The 18,240-nt window shown below is 73.7% G+C and carries 15 protein-coding genes; 6 read left to right on the forward strand and 9 right to left on the reverse strand.

Annotation, left to right across the window (positions count from 1 at the left end):
* Positions 1-97: 97 nt before the first annotated feature.
* Positions 98-904, reverse strand: a complete 807-nt coding sequence (gene nth, locus AAG742_RS09325) for an endonuclease III (RefSeq protein ID WP_248117955.1) — start codon at positions 902-904, stop codon at positions 98-100.
* Complete coding sequence (locus AAG742_RS09330; RefSeq protein ID WP_248117953.1) at positions 901-1,086, reverse strand: hypothetical protein; 186 nt, start codon at positions 1,084-1,086, stop codon at positions 901-903. The genes nth and AAG742_RS09330 overlap by 4 nt, the downstream gene beginning before the upstream one ends.
* A 208-nt stretch (positions 1,087-1,294) precedes the next feature.
* Here AAG742_RS09330 and acs point away from each other — a divergent pair, with 208 nt between their 5' ends.
* Positions 1,295-3,235, forward strand: a complete 1,941-nt coding sequence (acs, locus tag AAG742_RS09335) for an acetate--CoA ligase (protein WP_343282088.1) — start codon at positions 1,295-1,297, stop codon at positions 3,233-3,235.
* 126 nt (positions 3,236-3,361) lie between these two features.
* Here the strand turns inward: acs and AAG742_RS09340 are convergent, their stop codons facing one another.
* The 4 genes from AAG742_RS09340 to AAG742_RS09355 form a co-directional block, all read right to left on the reverse strand.
* Positions 3,362-3,814, reverse strand: coding sequence for a GntR family transcriptional regulator (locus tag AAG742_RS09340; protein WP_343282089.1), 453 nt, complete (start codon positions 3,812-3,814; stop codon positions 3,362-3,364).
* 10 nt (positions 3,815-3,824) lie between these two features.
* Positions 3,825-4,019: a methionine/alanine import family NSS transporter small subunit gene (locus AAG742_RS09345; RefSeq protein ID WP_298712608.1), complete on the reverse strand. Its 195-nt coding sequence runs from the start codon at positions 4,017-4,019 to the stop codon at positions 3,825-3,827.
* A gap of 3 nt (positions 4,020-4,022) precedes the next feature.
* The gene (locus AAG742_RS09350; protein ID WP_298712605.1) at positions 4,023-5,699 is read right to left on the reverse strand and encodes a sodium-dependent transporter; all 1,677 of its coding nucleotides are present in this window, start codon (positions 5,697-5,699) and stop codon (positions 4,023-4,025) included.
* Between the two features lie 109 nt (positions 5,700-5,808).
* The gene (locus AAG742_RS09355) at positions 5,809-7,422 is read right to left on the reverse strand and encodes a CvpA family protein (protein WP_298985002.1); all 1,614 of its coding nucleotides are present in this window, start codon (positions 7,420-7,422) and stop codon (positions 5,809-5,811) included.
* A gap of 162 nt (positions 7,423-7,584) precedes the next feature.
* On the opposite strand from AAG742_RS09355, the gene AAG742_RS09360 reads away from it, so the two are divergent.
* Positions 7,585-8,262, forward strand: a complete 678-nt coding sequence (locus AAG742_RS09360; RefSeq protein ID WP_248117936.1) for a Crp/Fnr family transcriptional regulator — start codon at positions 7,585-7,587, stop codon at positions 8,260-8,262.
* A gap of 54 nt (positions 8,263-8,316) precedes the next feature.
* On the opposite strand, the gene AAG742_RS09365 is transcribed toward AAG742_RS09360, so the two are convergent.
* Genes AAG742_RS09365 through AAG742_RS09375 form a run of 3 tightly spaced genes read right to left on the reverse strand, consistent with a single transcriptional unit; the run spans position 8,317 to position 9,882 of the window.
* The gene (locus tag AAG742_RS09365) at positions 8,317-9,180 is read right to left on the reverse strand and encodes an NUDIX hydrolase (RefSeq protein WP_298712600.1); all 864 of its coding nucleotides are present in this window, start codon (positions 9,178-9,180) and stop codon (positions 8,317-8,319) included.
* 37 nt (positions 9,181-9,217) lie between these two features.
* A complete protein-coding gene (locus AAG742_RS09370; protein WP_248117932.1) occupies positions 9,218-9,709 on the reverse strand; it encodes a RidA family protein in 492 nt (163 codons plus the stop codon).
* A gap of 5 nt (positions 9,710-9,714) precedes the next feature.
* Positions 9,715-9,882 carry a DUF4177 domain-containing protein gene (locus tag AAG742_RS09375; protein ID WP_248117929.1) on the reverse strand — a complete coding sequence of 56 codons (168 nt, stop codon included), beginning with the start codon at positions 9,880-9,882 and terminating at the stop codon, positions 9,715-9,717.
* Positions 9,883-9,950: 68 nt separating this feature from the next.
* Here AAG742_RS09375 and AAG742_RS09380 point away from each other — a divergent pair, with 68 nt between their 5' ends.
* The 4 genes from AAG742_RS09380 (at position 9,951) to AAG742_RS09395 (ending at position 17,136) form a co-directional block, all read left to right on the forward strand.
* Positions 9,951-12,131, forward strand: coding sequence for a transglycosylase domain-containing protein (locus AAG742_RS09380; RefSeq protein ID WP_298712597.1), 2,181 nt, complete (start codon positions 9,951-9,953; stop codon positions 12,129-12,131).
* Entirely contained in the window at positions 12,128-13,108 is a 981-nt protein-coding gene (locus AAG742_RS09385; RefSeq protein ID WP_343282090.1) for a metallophosphoesterase, read from the forward strand. Before AAG742_RS09380 ends, AAG742_RS09385 begins: the two co-directional genes overlap by 4 nt.
* A 75-nt stretch (positions 13,109-13,183) precedes the next feature.
* On the forward strand, positions 13,184-15,169 hold the full coding sequence (locus tag AAG742_RS09390; RefSeq protein ID WP_343282091.1) for an ABC transporter ATP-binding protein: 1,986 nt from the start codon (positions 13,184-13,186) through the stop codon (positions 15,167-15,169).
* Entirely contained in the window at positions 15,166-17,136 is a 1,971-nt protein-coding gene (locus AAG742_RS09395; protein WP_298712589.1) for an ABC transporter ATP-binding protein, read from the forward strand. Before AAG742_RS09390 ends, AAG742_RS09395 begins: the two co-directional genes overlap by 4 nt.
* Positions 17,137-18,240 lie beyond the last annotated feature (1,104 nt).

The raw sequence follows: 18,240 nt of genomic DNA on the forward strand, positions 1-18,240 counted from the left end.
CCGCATCCGAGGCGCCGGCCCCGTCCGTCGGCGGGGTGCCGCGCTGCGTGCCGGCCCCGCCCCGATCAGGACCCGGTCAGGACCTGGTCCGGACCGCTCATGCCCCGAGGGAATGCCCCAGGGCCCGGAGCTCGCGGCGCGTCCGCCCCGCGCGCATGAGTGCGAGCAGCTCCTCCCGGCCGGGCTTGAGCTCGTAGGCCAGCAGGGACCGCGCCCTCTCGGGGTCGGTCTCGCCCGCACCGTAGCTGGGGCACCACCGGGCGATCGGGCAGGCCCCGCACGCCGGCTTCCGCGCGTGGCACACGCGGCGGCCGTGGAAGATGAGGTGGTGGGAGAGCATGGTCCAGTCCCGCGGCGGGAACAGGGCGGCGACGGCGTGCTCCACCTTCACCGGGTCGGTCTCCTCCGTGAAGCCGAGCCGGCGCGCCAGGCGCCCGAAGTGCGTGTCCACGGTGATCCCGGGGCGGCCGAACGCGTTGCCCAGCACCACGAACGCCGTCTTGCGACCCACCCCCGGGAGGGTCACGAGATCCTCGAGGCGGCCGGGGACCTCCCCGTCGAAGCGCTCCACGAGCTCGACGGAGAGCCGCAGGATCGCCGACGCCTTGTTCTTGTAGAAGCCCGTGGGGCGCACGAGCTCCTGCAGCTCCACCTCCGTGGCCGCGGCCATGGCCGCCGCGTCGGGGAAGCGCGCGAACAGCGCGGGGGTCACGGAGTTCACCCGCACGTCCGTCGTCTGGGCCGAGAGCACGGTGGCCACGAGCAGCTCGAAGGGGTTCTCGAAGTCCAGCTCGGCCACCGCGTACGGGTACGCCTCCGCGAGCGCGCGGTCGATCCGCCGCGCCCGGCGCGTCAGGGCCAGCGGGCTCTCCCCCGTCGGCGTCGTCGTCCCGTGCGCGCTCACGCCGACCGCCGCCCCGCCACGGCCGTGAAGGAGCCCTGCGGGGAGTCCGCCCACTCGGCGCCCGCGTCGCGCAGCAGGGCGTCGTGAGGCCGCGGCCCCCCTGCTCCGCCTCCTCGGCGTCGGGCAGCTCGTCCCACGGCTCCGCCGCCGGCCACCACCACGTCCCACTGCTCCCGAGTCATGGACCGATTCTCCCGTGCCGCGGTGGCGGGCGCGAACGCATCCGGCGGCCGCTCGCCGTGGGGAGCAACACGAACGGCGGTGATTTGCCGCCTCCGGCCCCGCGCGTCATGCTGATCCCGACAGACCTGTGCCACGCGTCACACCGGCGACCGGCCCTGCCGGCCACCCCCAGATCCCGGCGCGCCCCGCCCCGAAAGGACACCCCCGATGGATGAGCAGATCCCCACGTTCCCCCCACCACCGGAGTTCGCCGCCCAGGCCGTCGCCACGGCGGACCTGTACGCCGAGGCCTCCGAGGACCGGCTCGCCTACTGGGCCCGCCGAGCCCGCGAGGCCCTGCACTGGGAGGAGGACTTCACCGAGGTCCTGGACTTCTCCGACGCCCCGTTCGCGAAGTGGTTCGCCGACGGCACCACCAACGCCGCCTACAACGCACTGGACCGCCACGTGGAGGCCGGCCGCGGCGAGCGTGTGGCCATCCACTTCGAGGGCGAGCCGGGCGACACCCGCACCTACACGTACGCCGAGCTGGCCGCCGAGGTGCGGCGGGCCGCCAACGCGTTCGAGTCGCTGGGCGTCGCCAAGGGCGACCGCGTGGCCGTCTACCTGCCCATGATCCCCGAGGCCGTCATCACGATGCTCGCGTGCGCGCGCATCGGCGCCGTGCACTCCGTGGTGTTCGGCGGCTTCTCCGCCGACGCCCTGCGCTCCCGCGTGGACGACGCCGAGGCGAAGCTCGTCGTCACCGCGGACGGCTCCTTCCGCCGCGGCAAGCCCTCCATGCTCAAGCCCGCCGTGGACGAGGCGCTCTCAGCCCCCGGCCACACCGTGGAGAACGTCGTCGTCGTGCGCCGCAACGAGGCCGAGGTGCCCATGGCCGAGGGCCGCGACCACTGGTGGCACGACGTGGTCCCCACCGCCTCCGACGAGCACGAGCTCGTGTGGCACGACGCCGAGCACCCGCTCTTCATCCTCTACACCTCCGGCACCACCGGGAAGCCGAAGGGCATCCTGCACACCACCGGCGGCTACCTCGTCCAGGGCGCCGTGACGATGCACGACACCTTCGACCTCAAGCCGGAGACGGACGTCTACTGGTGCACCGCCGACGTCGGCTGGGTCACCGGCCACTCCTACGTCGCCTACGCGCCGCTCGTGAACGGCGCCACCCAGGTGATCTACGAGGGCACCCCGGACTCCCCGCACCAGGGCCGGTGGTGGGAGATCGTCGAGAAGTACGGCGTCACCATCCTCTACACCGCGCCGACCGCGGTGCGCACCTTCATGAAGTGGGGCCGCCAGATCCCGGACGGCCACGACCTCTCCTCCCTGCGCCTGCTGGGCACCGTGGGCGAGGCCATCAACCCCGAGGCGTGGCGCTGGTTCCACGAGGTCATCGGCGGCTCGCACTGCCCGATCGTGGACACCTGGTGGCAGACCGAGACCGGCGCGCACATGCTCACCCCGCTGCCCGGCGTCACCACGCTCAAGCCCGGCTCGGCGCAGCAGCCCGTGCCCGGCGTCGTGCTGACCGTGGTGGACGAGGCGGGCGAGCCCCTCGAGGGCACCGCCGCGGGCTTCCTCGTGGCGCGCGAGCCGTGGCCGTCCATGCTGCGGGGCATCTGGGGCGATCCGGAGCGCTTCAAGGAGACCTACTGGTCCCGCTTCCCCGGCATGTACTTCGCCGGCGACGGCGCCCGCTACGACGAGGACGGCGACATCTGGCTGCTCGGCCGCGTGGACGACGTCATGAACGTCTCCGGCCACCGCCTGTCCACCCAGGAGATCGAGTCCTCCCTCGTGGCGCACGAGCTCGTGGCGGAGTCCGCCGTGGTCGGCGCCGCGGACGAGACGACGGGTCAGTCCGTCGTCGCCTTCGTCCTCCTCACCGAGGAGGCCTCCGCCCGGGGCCTGGACCCTGCCGAGGTCGAGCAGGCGCTGCGCGCCCACGTGGGGCACGACATCGGCCCGATCGCCAAGCCGAAGCGCATCCTCGTGGTGCCGGAGCTGCCCAAGACCCGCTCGGGGAAGATCATGCGCCGCCTCCTCAAGGACGTCGCCGAGGGCCGCACCCCCGGCGACGCCACCACCCTGGCGGATCCGACCGTCATGGACCGCATCGTGGAGACCCTGGGCGACCGCGCCTGACCTGCTGAGCACAGACGAGCCCTGCGACGTGGCGCCCATCCGGAGCGGATGGGCACCACGTCGCAGGGCTCGTTCGTCGTGGCGCTCAGGTCTGGTGCGTGGTCAGGGTCGCGACGCCGCGGCGCCTCAGCCCCGGGCGGCGGCGGCCAGGCGGGCCTGCTTCACGGCGTCGGCGGGCGTGAAGCCGAGGCGGCCGACGACCTCGTCCACGAAGCGGCGTGCTGCCTGTCGGGCCTCCTCCCTGCACCCCTCCGCGGACGCCGCGACGAACGTGCCCGCGCGACCGCGGGTCTCCACGGCCCCGCGAGCCTCGAGCTCCTTGTAGGCCTTGGCCGCGGTGCCCGGGGCGAGCCCGAGCTCCCCGGCCAGCGTGCGCACGGGCGGGAGGCGGTCGCCGCGGGCGAGGAGACCGCGGGCCACGGCGTCCACGACGGCGTCCACGAGCTGCGCCGAGGCGGGATCCGGGGCCGAGCGGTCGACCGACAGACACGGCAGGGACGGCGCGGCGACACGCGAGGGCGGGGAGGCCGCCGTGGCAGCCTCCCCGCCCTCGCGGTGCGCAGGGGTGCGCGGGGTCATCCGGCGTGCATCAGACGCGGTGAGCGGGGGCGTCGTCGTCCACCGGGGCTCCGAACGCCTCCTCGTCGGCTGCGTCCCAGGCCTCGTCCGGAAGGTGGCCGGAGGTCTCGTCCGGGTGCCGCACGAGGTGGATCATCGCGACGACCAGACCTCCCCAGACCAGGACGATCGCGAGGGTCATCATCATGATGGCTGCGATGCTCATGGCTCAGTGCTCCTTCCGGACGGCACGGGCCGCCGCGTCGACGGATGGGTCCGTCGTGTCCGTGCGGACCACGGGGATGGCGCCGGTGGGCGTGGTGCCGGCCGGGACCGCGTGGGTCGGGATGAGGTCGCCGTGGATCTCGTTCTCCACGGGCTCTTCATAGAGGTTCGACTTCTTGGACCACGGGATCAGGGACAGCAGCACCGCGAAGGCCACCGAGCCGAGGGCCAGGCCCCAGCCGTACTGGCCGAGGAAGTCGCCCGGGTAGTCGCCGTAGCCGTCCCGGATGGTCTCCATGATCCAGGAGAGCCAGATGTAGGAGAGCACCAGGGGCATGACCACGCCGATCAGCAGCGTGAAGATCCCGCCCACACGGAACGAGGAGACCGCGTTGAGGTGGGCCACGATCCGGCGCGCCGAGCCGAGGACGGCCGTCACCACGAGCACCGACATGAGGGCGGCGCCCACGATGCCGAAGTTGTTGGCGAAGGCGTCCATGGTGTCCAGCATGTAGAGGCCCGTGGTGGTGGAGAACAGTGCGAGGGACACGACGGCCGAGAGGCCGACCACCACCAGCACGGTGGTCCAGCGGCCCCAGCCCAGCTTGTCCTTCACCGCCGAGACCACGACCTCGAGGATGGAGATGAGCGAGGTGAACCCCGCGATCACGAGGGAGCCGAAGAAGAGGATGCCCACGAGGGCGCCCATGGGGGCCTGGGAGATCAGCGTGGGGAACGCGACGAAGGCCAGGCCGATTCCGCTGGCCACCACCTCGTCCACGCGCACGCCGGAGGCCTGCGCCATGAAGCCCAGCGCCGAGAACACGCCGATGCCGGCGAGGATCTCGAAGCCCGAGTTGGACAGGCCGACCACGAGGCCGGAGCCCGTCAGGTTCGTGCGCTTCTTCAGGTAGGACGCGTAGGTGATCATGATGCCGAAGCCCACGGAGAGGGAGAAGAAGATCTGCCCGTAGGCCGCGATCCACACGCCCGGCTCGGCCAGGGCCGCCCAGTTCGGGGTGAAGAGGGCGTCGAGGCCCTGCGTGGCGCCCGGCAGGGTGAGGGCGATGACGACCAGCACGAGGAACATGACGATGAGCAGCGGAATGCCGATCATGGAGGCCAGCGCGACGCCGCGGCGGATGCCGAAGCCCATCACGAGGATGAGGATGACCCACACCGCGAGCATCGGCCAGAACACGCCGGGCACGATGTCGAACGAGGGCTGCGGGGCGTCGGCCACCTGGAGGTAGGTCCCGTTGAAGAAGCCCTCGGGGTCGTCGCCCCACTCCTGGGTGAGGGAGAAGCCCGTGTAGCGGATGGACCACGCGATGATGGCCGCGTAGTAGATGCCGATGACCACACAGATGAGCACCTGCCACCAGCCGATGGCTTCGGCCCAGCGGTTCAGCCGGCGGAAGGCCAGGGGCGCCGAGCCCCGGAAGCGGTGGCCGATCGCGTAGTCGAAGAACAGCAGCGGGATGCCCGCGGTGAGGAGCGCGATGAGGTAGGGGACGACGAAGGCGCCGCCGCCGTTCTCGTACGCCACGTAGGGGAAGCGCCAGATGTTGCCGAGGCCGACCGCCGAGCCGATCGCCGCGAGGATGAAGGCCCAGCGGCCGGTGAACTCCTCACGGGACTGCCGCGGTGCGGCGTCCGTGGCGGAGACGGATGTGGACATGGGGGACCTCCGGGGAAGGACGGGGTGCAGATGTGATCGACCACACAATACGACATCGTCCGATGCGTGGGAACCCGCGTCCAGGATGCAGACGCGGCCGTGGTGCGGGTCAGCCCCCCACGACGCACTGCCCCGCGGAGACGGTGGAGCTCAGGCTGGGCGCGACCGCCACTGTCCGGGCGATCGCGTCCGCCGTGAGGGCGTAGCCGATCTGACCCGACCCCGGCGCGCGGGCGAACACGAGGCCGGCGAGCGTGCCGTCCTCCGCCACCACGGGCCCGCCGGAGTATCCGTGGCGGATGTCCGCCTCGAGGGTGTAGACGTCCACCGCGGAGACGGCGCCGCCGCCCACGGCCTCGAGCGGGACCTCGCCCACGGCCTGCACGCGGGCGGCGGTGGTGGCGAACGGGCCGCTGTCCGGGTAGCCCATGGCCGTGGCCGTGTCGCCCACGCCCAGCTCCGCACCCAGACGCGCCACGGGCAGCTGCGCCCCGTCGACGGCGAGCACCGCGAGGTCCCGGGCCGTGTCCAGGAGGACGACGCGTGCCGCGTACACCCCGCGGTCGCGGTCGAGCACGGTGGGCGCGGGGACGCCGGCCACCACGTGGGCGTTGGTGAGCACGCGGTCCGGGGCGATCGCCACTCCGGAGCCGCTCTGGACCTGCGCGCAGGCCGTGGCGGTGCCGGTCAGGCGGACCACGGAGCGGGACACGTCGGCGGCCGGCGCCGGCTGCGGTGCGGCGGCCGGTCCGGATGGACGGGCAGCCGCCGTCGTCGGGCTCGACGCCGCGGCGGCCGGTGCGGGCGCGGAGGAGGCCGGGTCTGCGGGCGCGTCCGGCTGGGAGCGCGACGGTGCGGCGTCCGGCTCGGGTGCGCCGGGCTGGGACGCGCCGGGCTCCCCCTGCGCGGGGGTGCTGGGGAGCGGTGCAGGCCCCGCTCCCGCCGAGTCGTCGGCAGACGTGGCCGACCCCGGCTCGCCCGGGGTGCCCGCGTCGCCGGGGGTGCCGGCCTCGCCGGGCCGGGCCGCGCCCGGGGTGTCCGCAGGGGCCGCGCCGCCGGACGGCTCACCACCGGGGGCCGCGGCCGAGGAGCCGGGAACGGCAGCGGCGTCGGGGCCGCCGGACCCCGTGGCGCCGGAGCCGAGCGCCGCGGTCACGGGCGGCAGGTCGGGCGCGTCGGCGTCTTCGGCGGGTGCGGGCAGCTCCACCTCGGGGAGGCCGTCGAGGCCGGCGACCGCGGCGCGGGCGCGGGCCGCCCACGAGAGGACAGCGTCGGGCATGGCGGCGTCCACCGTGGTGAGCACGCGGGACCGGGCGACCTCACGGGTGACCGCGGTGTTGCCCAGTGCACCGAGGGAGAAGGAGAGGAGGCCCATCACGAGCGCGGCCACGAGCACCGACGCCAGCGCGCCGAGGAGCCGGTCCACGCGGCGCAGCACGGGCGGACCGATGCGCAGGCGCAGCTGCGCGCCGATCGCCGCGCCGACGTACTGGCCCGAGGCGACGAGGGCCACCACCGTGACCAGGGTGAGCACCCACCGCCAGCCCGTGCCGGTGGCCCACTGGGAGACGACGGGCACGGCGAGGAAGGCGATGAGCGCGCCCGCGATGAACCCCGCCAGGTTGCCCAGCACGACGCCGAGGCCACGGCGATGGCCCTGCACGAAGAACATGACCAGGAGCACGAGCAGCACCGCGTCCAACCAGGTCAGGCCGAAGATCATCCCGTGTCCACTCCTCATCCTCTCCCCGCGCGGTGCGTCCGCGTCGGCAGGCGCCGTGGGGGACTCCAGGGTATCGGCAGCCTCGAGGGGCATGGGGCACAATGGACCGGACAGACTTCGGCGGCACGCCGTCGGGGTGAGACAGGCAGAGGAAGGACGCACATGGATCTCGAGGTTCTGCGGAAGGCCCCGCTGTTCACTCACCTGGACGACGAGGTGTTCGCCATCCTGACCTCCGAGCTGACCGAGGTGGAGCTCTCGCGCGGCTCGTCCGCGTTCCACGAGGGCGATCAGGGCGACCAGCTGTACGTGATCATGTCCGGCAAGGTGAAGCTCGGCCGGACGGCTCCGGACGGGCGCGAGAACCTCGTGGCCGTGCTCGGCCCCGGTGAGATCTTCGGAGAGATGGCCCTGTTCAACCCCGCGCCGCGCAGCGCCACCGCCACTGCGGTCTCGGCCGCCCGCCTCGCGGGCCTGCGCCACGAGAACCTGCGCCGCGCGATCGCGTCCTCCCCCGAGGTCTCCCTCCAGCTGCTCCAGGCCCTCGCCCAGCGCCTGTCAAAGACCAACGAGTCCCTCGCGGACCTGGTCTTCTCCGACGTTCCGGGCCGCGTCGCGAAGGCGCTCCTGGACCTGGCCGACCGCTTCGGCCGCCCCGCGGCGGACGGGCTCCTCGTGGCCCACGACCTCACGCAGGAGGAGCTGGCCCAGCTGGTGGGCGCCTCTCGCGAGACCGTGAACAAGGCGCTCGCCGAGTTCGTGCAGCGCGGCTGGATCCGCCTCGAGAACCGCGCCGTCGTGATCCTGGACCTGCAGCGCCTGCGCCAGCGTTCGCGCTGACCCGCACCGCACACACGAGGGGGGCCGCTGAAAGGCGGGCCCCCTCGTGTGTGCTCAGTGCCGCCCGGTCTCCTCGGCGTGCATCCACAGGCGGCCGCTGCCGTCGTCGGGCTCGGTGACCACGGTGCGCTGCGGGATGGCGCCCCGCCCCACCCCTTCCGTGAGGGAGAGCAGGAAGGCGGCGGCCGTGCGGTGGGCGGCCACACGCCGCAGCAGCGCCTGGGTCATGGGCGTGGAGACCTGGTCGAGGCGCACCGTGCCCGCCTCGCCGAGCCAGCCCTCCGGACCGGGCAGGGCCACGGGCCCCTCGAGGATCCGTCGCGCGGAGCACCAGCCCCGCTCGCTCGCGCCGGCGGCCGCCTCCGACGCGGTCTGCTGCGGCGGCAGGGCCGCGGCGAACACCACCGTGTCGAAGCGCCGGTGGCTGTGGAGGGCGCTCTGCCAGCGCTCGAGCGGGCGCAGCAGGTCGGCGCGCAGTCCCAGACCGCGGGAGTCCAGGAGCGAGGGCAGTCCCGCCTCCCCCTGCTCGAGGGAGGCCCGTGTCCCGCCCCAGGAGCGGCCACGGGGCTGGAGCACGATGTCCCCGTCCGAGCGCCCCGCCAACAGGACGCCGGTCTCCTCGAAGAGCTCGCGGACCGCGGCCACCACGTGCTGGCGGGCGCGGCGCCGATCCGGGATGCCGAGGCACGCGGACCAGCGCGCGGGCTCGGGCCCGAACCACCGGCACGTCTCCGCGTCCGAGGTGGAGAGCGAGCCCCCGGGAAGGCCCACCCGCCCGAGGGGAGTGTTCCCCGTCCGGTGGCGCAGCAGCACCTCGGGCCCGTCCGTCCCCTCGCGCACCATCACGACGGCGGACGCCGGACGGGCGGGGCGCACCTGCCGGAATCGCTGGGCGAGCCACTGGCGGGTGAGGTCCACGTCCTGGTCCGGGACGGGGACCCGCCGCGCGGCGGCGTCAGCGGACGCGGACAGTGATCTCGACCTCCACGGGCGCGTCCAGGGGCAGCACGGCCACGCCGACGGCGGAGCGGGCATGGCGGCCCGCGTCGCCGAAGATCTCGGCGAGCACGTCCGAGGCGCCGTTGATCACGCCGGGCTGACCGGTGAAGTCGGGGGCGGAGGCCACGAAGCCGACCACCTTGACCACCTGGACGACGCGCTCGAGGTCGCCGACCACCTCATGCACGGCCGCCACGGCGTTCACCGCGGCGACGCGGGCCAGCTCGGCGGCCCGCTGCGGGTCCACCTCCGCGCCGACCTTGCCGGTGGCCGGCAGGGCGCCGTCCACGAAGGGCAGCTGGCCGGAGGTGAGGACGAGGTCCCCGTCCCGCACGGCGGGGACGTAGGAGCCCACGGGGGCGGCGACGGCGGGCCGGGCGAGGCCCAGCGCGGCGAGCCGGTCCGCCGCGGTCCCGGAGCCCCAGGAGGGGCGGTCGGGCTCCGTCATCGGGCTCACGCGGCCTTGGGGCGCTTGAGATAGGCCACGGGGTTGGCGCCCTCGGGGCCGGGGATCACGGCCACGAGCTCCCACCCGTCCTCACCCCACTGGTCGAGGATCTGCTTGGTCGCGTGGATGAGGAGGGGGATGGTGGAGTACTCCCACCGCGTGTGCTGGGTCATGGGACCAGCGTAGCGAGCACGCGTCCCGCCCGCAGGGCGGCCCAGCCACGCGGGATACACTTCCCGCCATGGCGTCCCGCAAGTCCCCCCTCCCCGCTCGCTCCAGCGTCCTCGGACGGATGCTGGCGTACCTGGGGCTCTCCGCTCTGGCGGGGCTGCTCGTGGCGGGGCTGATGCTGCCGGCCGTGAGCCTCGCGGGCGCGGGCGTGGGCGTGGGGCAGGACATGCTGGACCGGATGCCGGACGAGCTGCCCACGGAGCCCGTCTCGGTCCCCTCCACGATCGTCTCGGAAGACGGCCAGGTGCTGGCCACGTTCTATGCGGAGAACCGCACGCCGGTCACCCTGGACCAGGTCTCGGACCACATGGAGCACGCGATCGTGGCCATCGAGGACGCCCGCTTCTTCCAGCACGAGGGCGTGGACGCCCGCGGCCTGGTCCGCGCGGCCGTGCACAACGCCACCTCGGACTCCACCCAGGGAGCCTCCACGCTGACCCAGCAGTACGTCAACCAGCTGCTGATCAACTCCCAGCAGATCCGCGGCGACTCCCGCCTGACCATCTCCGGCAACAAGAACGTGTCGGACAAGGTCAAGGAGATCAAGCTCGCGGTGGCCGCGGAGAAGCAGATGTCCAAGGAGCAGATCCTCGAGGGCTACCTCAACATCACGCTCTTCCAGGGCCGCGCCTACGGCGTGGAGGCCGCGTCCCAGTACGTCTTCGGCAAGCCCGCCGCCGAGCTGGAGAGCTGGGAGGCCGCCACCCTGGCCGGCATGGTCCAGTCCCCCACCGGCTACAACCCTTCCCGCAACCCCGAGGGCACCACGAACCGCCGGGACACCGTGCTGCGCGCCATGCGCAACAACGGCTACCTGAGCGAGGAGGAGCTGCAGCACGCCCTCGCCCAGCCCCTCGAGGTCGTGATGAAGGGCGTGCCGTCCGGCTGCCTCAACGCCGAGTTCGGCGCCTACTTCTGCGACTACGTGGAGCGCCAGGTCCTGGCCGATCCCACCTTCGGACCCGACGTGCTCTCCCGCCGCGCCCTCCTGGACCGCGGCGGCCTGACCATCCGCACCACCCTGAACACCGAGCTGCAGAAGTCCGCCGAGGACATCACGCGCCGCGCCATCCCGAACGACGAGGCCTACGGCGCCGGCCAGGCCCTCGTGTCCCTCGAGCCGGGCACGGGCAACATCCGCACGATGGCGCAGAACACCGAGTACGCCATCAAGGACGAGCTGGGCCGGACCACGCTCAACCTCAACGCGGAGCGCGAGTGGGGCGGCGGCGCCGGCTTCCAGGCCGGCTCCACCCTGAAGCCCTTCGTGGCGCTCGCGTGGCTGCGCAACGGCAACCACCTGGTGGACACCGTGGACGCCTCGCGGAACCTCTACCCCGCGGGGACCCGCTTCCAGGCCTCGTGCCGGCCCGGCGGGTACGTCAGCATCGGCACCGACTGGAACATCAACAACGTGGTGGACGGCCTCGTGAAGCGGGACCGCATCGACGAGGGCATCTTCTGGTCCGTCAACACGCCGACCGTGGCCACGGCCTACCAGATGGACCTCTGCGACATCACGAACCTCACGACCCAGCTGGGCATCCGCCGGGCGATCGACGGCTCCCCGCTGCAGCCGGACGAGCCCACCTTCCTGCTGGGCTCGGACTCCGTGGCACCGCTCTCCCTCGCCGGGGCCTACGCGGCCCTCGCCGCGAACGGCCTGTACTGCGAGCCGCGCGCGATCCTCGAGGTCACGGACACCACCGGCAACCAGTACGACGTGGGCGAGCCGACCTGCACCCAGGTCGTCGCCCCCGAGCACGTGGCCGAGCTGACCCCCGTTCTGCGCCACCACGCCGGCTACAACCTGGCCCCGGACGGCGCGGGCTACGAGTTCGCCGGCAAGTCCGGCACCAACAACAACAACTCCTCCACGTGGTTCGTGGGCTACACCACCGAGCTGGCGACGGCCGTGTGGTCCGGCCGGTACACCAACCTGAAGTCGATGATCGGCGAGACCGTCCGCGGCCAGAAGCGCGACGTCTTCTATGGCACCACCTTCAACGGCCCGTCCTGGCTCGAGTTCAACCAGCGCGCGAAGGAGATCTACCCCCCGGGAGAGCTCCCCGAGTACTCCGGACCGCAGTCCGAGGACCCCGGCGAGGAAGGTCCGCACCCGGACGGCATGGACTTCTTCGTGGAGGACATCCAGCGTGGCGGCGCGGACCCCGAGAACGTCCCGGAATGAGCACCGTGGACCTCACCCGGGGCCGTGGACGGCGGCTCGTGCGCACCGGCGCGCGGGTCGCCGTCGGCGCGGGCACGACGGCGGCCCTCGGCCTGGCCTGGGGCCTCGCCGAGGCCGAGGCCCGGGTGGTGCGGACGCACACGCTCGCGGTCCTGCCCGCGGGGGCGCGGCCGATGCGCGTGCTGCACCTCTCCGACATCCACCTGCTCCCCCGGCACCGCGCGAAGCTCGCGTGGCTGCGCGGGCTCGTGGACCTGGAGCCGGACCTCGTGGTGAACACGGGGGACACCATCTCCGCGGCGGCCTCCGTGCCGCTCGTCCTCGACGCGCTGGGCCCGCTGCTGGACATGCCCGGCGTGTTCGTCCCCGGGTCCAACGACTACTACGCGCCCAAGCCGGCCAATCCGCTGCGCTACCTCCGGGGGCCCTCCCGGATGGAGGCCGGGCGGGCCGAGCTGCCGCACGGCGAGCTGTTCGGCGCCTTCCGTGCCGCCGGGTGGGCGGACCTGACCAACCGGGGGGCCGTGCTCGAGCTGGGCTCCGAGGGTGGCGTGCCGACGCGCGTCGCGGCCGCCGGCACGGACGACCCGCACCTCGGCCTCGACGCGTGGCCGGGCTTCCCGGAGGAGGCCGCGGCGCCGTCCGGTGCGGCGGCCCGTCCCGACGACGGCGTCCTCCGCCTCGGCGTCACCCACGCCCCGTACCGGCGGGTGCTGGACGCCATGACGGCGGACGGTGCCGACCTGCTGCTGGCCGGCCACACGCACGGCGGGCAGGTGTGCCTCCCGTGCTTCGGGGCGATCGTGACCAACTGCGACCTGCCCCGCTCCCAGGCATCGGGCGTGTCCACGTGGACCGCGGCGGGGCGCACCGTGCCCCTCGAGGTGTCCGCCGGGCTCGGCTCGGCGCCGTCGGCACCCGTGCGGTTCGCGTGCCGGCCCGAGGCGGTCGTGCTGGACCTCGTGCCCCGGGTCTGAGCGGGACCCTCCGAACCGCACCTGCCTGGGGCGATCCCGCCCTGTGAGGTCCGCCGCCGCCGGTAGAGTGCGCGTGTGACCCGCACCTCCTCCGAGCCCCTCCCCCTGCGCGACGCCCTGCACGGGGTCGCCCCGTACCTGGAGGGCGTGCGCGGCCGCTGGGTGAGCGGGCTCCTCGCCGCCCTCGCCGCGGGGCTCGTGGCGCTGGCCATCCCCCAGGTGATCCGCGTGCTCGTGAACACCGTGTTCGCGCACTCGGCCCCCGGCGTCCCGGGTCCCGCGGACCCCGCTGCCGGGGTGTGGTGGGCGGCGCTCGCCCTGGGCGCCTTGGGCCTGGCCGAGGCGTTCTTCATCTGGCTGCGCCGCTTCTTCATCCTGCCGCCCGCCGCGGACGTGGAGAACCGGGCGCGGATCAGCATCTACCGGCGGCTGCAGCGCCTGCCCGCGAGCTTCCACGACGCGTGGCCCTCCGGCCAGCTGCTCTCGCGCGCCCAGGCGGACCTCTCCCTGCTGCGCCGCTGGATCGCGTTCGGGTCCGTGATGCTCGTGGTGGAGAGCGTGACCATCGTGGTGGGCCTCGTGCTGCTCTTCACCATGTCCTGGCAGCTGGCCCTGCTCTACCTCGTGGCCGCCGTGCCGATCATGATCCGCTCGTTCCGCTTCCGCAACGACTTCCGCGCCGCCTCCCGCCTCTCCCAGGACCAGGCGGGCGACCTCGCCACCACGGTGGAGGAGTCCGTGCACGGCATCCGCGTGCTCAAGGCGTTCGGCCGCGGACCCGACGCGCTCGAGGGCTTCCGCGGGGAGGCGGAGACCCTGCAGGGCACCGAGGTGCACAAGGCCGCGGTGCTCGCCCAGTTCACGGGCCTCGTGGTCGCCCTCCCCGAGGTGGTGCTCGGCGTCGCGCTGGCCCTGGGCGTCTACCTCGTGGCCGTCGGCGACCTCACGGTCGGCGCCCTGGCCGCGTACTTCGCCACCACGGCCGTGCTCTCCCGGCCCGTCGAGGGCATCGGCCAGCTCATGGGCATGACCCTGGCCGCCAAGACGGGCATCGACCGGCACCTCGAGGTCATGCGCACCCCCGTCGCCATCGCCTCGCCGACCGGCACCGACGCCGCCGAGGAGCAGGCCACCTCGCGCGCCGTCGCCTCCTCGGAGGCCACCTCGGCCGTGGTGCTGGACGGGCTGCCGCCGTCGTCGGGCCGCCTCGCGTTCCGGCGCGCGCGCTTCGCCTACCCGGACACGCCCGCGGACGCCGCGCCCCTGCTGGCCGACGTCGACCTCGAGCTCGTGCCCGGGGAGACGATGGCGCTCGTGGGCGTGACCGGCTCCGGCAAGTCCACCCTCGTGCAGCTCGTGCCGCGCCTGCAGGACGTCACGGGCGGCGCCGTCGAGGTGGACGGGCTCGACGTGCGGGAGTATCCCCTCGAGGAGCTGCGGCGCCGCGTGTCCATCGCGTTCGAGGACGCCACCCTCTTCTCCGACACGATCCGAGCGAACGTGCTGCTCGGCGCGCCCGCGGAGGCGATCGCCGACGGCCTGGACTCCCCCGCCGCCGAGGCGCTGCTGGAGACCGCGCTGGACACCGCGCAGGCCGGGTTCGCGAAGGACCTGCCCGAGGGCGTGGACTCAGAGATCGGCGAGGAGGGGCTCAGCCTCTCGGGCGGCCAGCGCCAGCGCATCGCGCTGGCCCGCGCGATCGCAGCCCGGCCGGCCATCCTCGTGCTCGACGACCCGCTCTCCGCGCTTGACGTGCGCACCGAGGAGGCGGTCACCGCCCGGCTGCGGCAGGTGCTCGCCGGTACCACGACCCTGATCGTGGCGCACCGGCCCTCCACGGTCGCCCTCGCCGACCGCGTGGCGGTGCTGGAGGACGGGGTGATCATCGACGTCGGCACGCACGCCGAGCTGCTCGCCCGCTCCGCCGCGTACCGCGACATCATCACCATGGGCGCGCAGGCCGACCGCACCCTCGAGCGGCTCGCCGACGCCGGCGACGCCGCGTCCCATGCCGACGCCGCCGGTTCCCACGCCGCCCCGACCACGGAGGACGCCCGATGAACCCGCAGGATCCCCGAGCGCAGGCGCCCGGCACGGCACCGGATCGCCCGGCCGACCGCGGCGTGACGGGCCCCGACACCTCGACGCTCACCGTGGTGGACCCGGCGCAGGCGGCCTCCCTGCGCGTCGTCGGCGTGGGCGGGGAGGAGTCCCTCGAGTACACGCCCGAGGAGCGTCGGCACGTCCGCCGCCGCTCGTGGGCGCTGCTGCGCCAGCTCGCGGCGCCCGTGCGGGGCACGCTCCTGCTCACCGCCCTGCTCGTGCTCGTCTCCAACGCGGCGCGGGCGGCCGTGCCGCTGATCATCGCGTGGGCCATCGACCGGGGCCTGCCCCAGGTGGTCGAGGCCGTGCGCACGGGCGCGGACCCGTGGCCCGTCGTCGTCCTGGTGGGCGGGGTGTACGCCCTGACGGGCCTGACCGCGGGCGTCCTGCTGGGCGTCTACCAGTGGCTCACGGCCAAGGCGAGCCAACGCATGCTGCTGGCGCTGCGCGTGCGGGTGTTCCAGCACACGCAGCGGCTCTCGCTCGGCTTCCACGAGACCTACACCTCCGGCCGTGTGATCTCGCGGCAGACCTCGGACCTCGAGGCGCTCCGGGAGCTGCTGGACCAGGGCGTGTCCTCGCTCGTCTCGGGCGTGCTGTTCATGGTGTTCACGTCCGCGTCGATCGTGCTGCTGGACGCGCCGTCGTTCCTGGTCCTGCTGATCGCGTTCGTGCCCGTGGCGATCGCGGTGCGCTGGTACCAGGTGCGCTCCGAGGAGGCCTATCGCCGCTCCCGCGTGTCCTCCGCGCGGTCCATCGTGCACTTCGTGGAGACCATGACGGGCATCCGGGCTGTGCAGGCGTTCCGCCGCGAGCGGGCCAACGACGCGAAGTACACCCGACTGGCCACCGCCTACCGGGACGACATGGTGGAGACGCTGAACCTCTTCGGCGTGCTGCAGCCCGTGCTCGTGGTGACCGGCAACCTCACGGTGGTGGCGCTGCTGGTGTTCGGCGGCCTCCGCGTGCTGGCCGGCGACCTCGAGGTGGGCGTGCTCGTGGCGCTGCTGCTCGCCGGGCGCCGCGTGTTCCAGCCCATGGAGATGGTGGCCATGTTCTACTCCTCGTTCCAGTCCGCGGGCGCCGCGCTGGAGAAGGTCTCGGGCCTGCTCGAGGAGGAGCCCGCCGTCGTCGAGGCCGCCCAGCCGGCGCTGCTGCCGGGGGCGACGCGCCCCGGCGAGGGCGTGGCCTCCGGGCGCATCGAGTTCCGCGACGCCGTGTTCGGCTACGGGCCGGAGAAGGTGATCCTGCCCGAGTTCAACCTGACGATCCCGGCCGGGCAGACCGTGGCCGTGGTGGGGCAGACCGGCGCGGGCAAGTCCACCCTGGTGAAGCTGATCGCGCGGTTCTACGACCTGACGTCCGGCTCGCTCACCCTGGACGGCGTGGAGCTGAAGGACCTGGCGAGCCGGGACCTGCGGCGCAACGTGGTGATGGTGACGCAGGAGGCGTTCCTGTTCTCCGGGTCCGTGGCGGAGAACATCGCGCTGGGCCGGCCGGGGGCGTCCGAGGCGGAGATCCAGGCGGCGGCGCGAGCCGTGGGCGCGCACGAGTTCATCCTCGCGCTGCCCGAGGGGTACGACACCGACGTGTCCAAGCGCGGGGGGCGGCTGAGCGCAGGGCAGCGGCAGCTGGTGTCCTTCGCGCGGGCGTTCCTCGCGGACCCGGCCGTGCTGATCCTCGACGAGGCGACGTCCTCGCTGGACCTGCCGAGCGAGCGCCTCGTGCAGGACGGCCTCGAGCGGCTGCTGGGCAACCGCACGGCGCTGATCATCGCGCATCGGCTGAGCACCGTGGAGATCGCCGACCGCGTGCTCGTGGTGCACGACGGCCGCATCGTCGAGGACGGCAGCCCGGCGGAGCTCGTGGCGCAGGGCGGCCGGTTCGCGGCACTCCACGGGGCGTGGGAGGACTCGCTCACCTGACCGATCCTCTCCCCTCCGGAGGCGGACACTTTCGATCGCCCGTGCGAAGCCGGTCAGCCGGTCGTCGGCGGTGAGGCGCAGCGAGCGCCACCCGTGGTCCTGGAGCCATCCGTCGCGCCGCGCGTCGCGTGCCTGCTGCTCGCGGGACCGATGGTGCTCGCCGTCGTACTGGAGTGCCAGCCGCCACGCCCGATAGCCGAGGTCGACGATGCGGGCGAACCGATCCTGCGGATCACCGGGCACCTGAAGCTCCGGCTCCGGCAGCCCAGCCTCGATCAGGGCGAGGCGGAGCTCGGTTTCCGGTGGGGAGTCGGCCCCGACCCGAACCAGGTGCAGTCCCTCCCGCGCCAGGCGCACTCCCTTGAACCGGCCCGTCCGACGGAGAGCCTCTCGGAGTCGCTCGGGAGTCGTGACGGGGTCACTGCGCTGGCCGTCCGCCCACGGCCGGTTCACCAGCGCGTCTCCGGCGATCACGAGGGGGTCCCGGGGCCCGCGCGGCCTCAGCGCGGCCAGGTCGAGCCATGCCCGCTCCACCGAGGTGGTGCGGATGCCGTGGATCTCCACGACGTCGTCGGCCGGAACCTCACGGCCGTGGGTGCGCACACCCACGCGATCGCAGATGCCGAGCCCATGGGGGCGGCTGATGTGCAGACGCCCGTCAGGCCGCACCCATCGGGGAACCACCAGGCGGTGCACCAGCAGCGCGCTCTGATGGGAGAGGACCCCGCCTGCCTCCTGGACGACGGCGGCCGCCTCCTCCGGAGGCCACGGCACGGGGTCCTCATCGTGCCCGCGCGCCCGCCAGTCCTCGACGGCGGCGCCCGTGGCGCGGTGCACACCGTGCATCACCGACCGGAGGTCCGCGCGGCGTGCTCGCTCGGCGCTGAACCCCGCGGCGGTCAGGTCCGTGAGCCGGAACGTGGAATGCGCAAGCGGAGCGGGGAGGGGCGCGGGCTCGACGGGTGCCATGCCCCGCATGCTGGCCGCGCCCACGTCTCCCCCGCGCGCCGGCGCCGCGATCCGTGGACGACGCGCCCGACGACCGCCCCTGTGCAGGAGCGGCAGGCCGCGGCCGTCAGCCCCCCTTCCTTGTTTTCGCTAGGG

This window comes from Micrococcus sp. 2A (genome assembly GCF_039519235.1).
In the GTDB taxonomy this organism is placed as follows: domain Bacteria; phylum Actinomycetota; class Actinomycetes; order Actinomycetales; family Micrococcaceae; genus Micrococcus.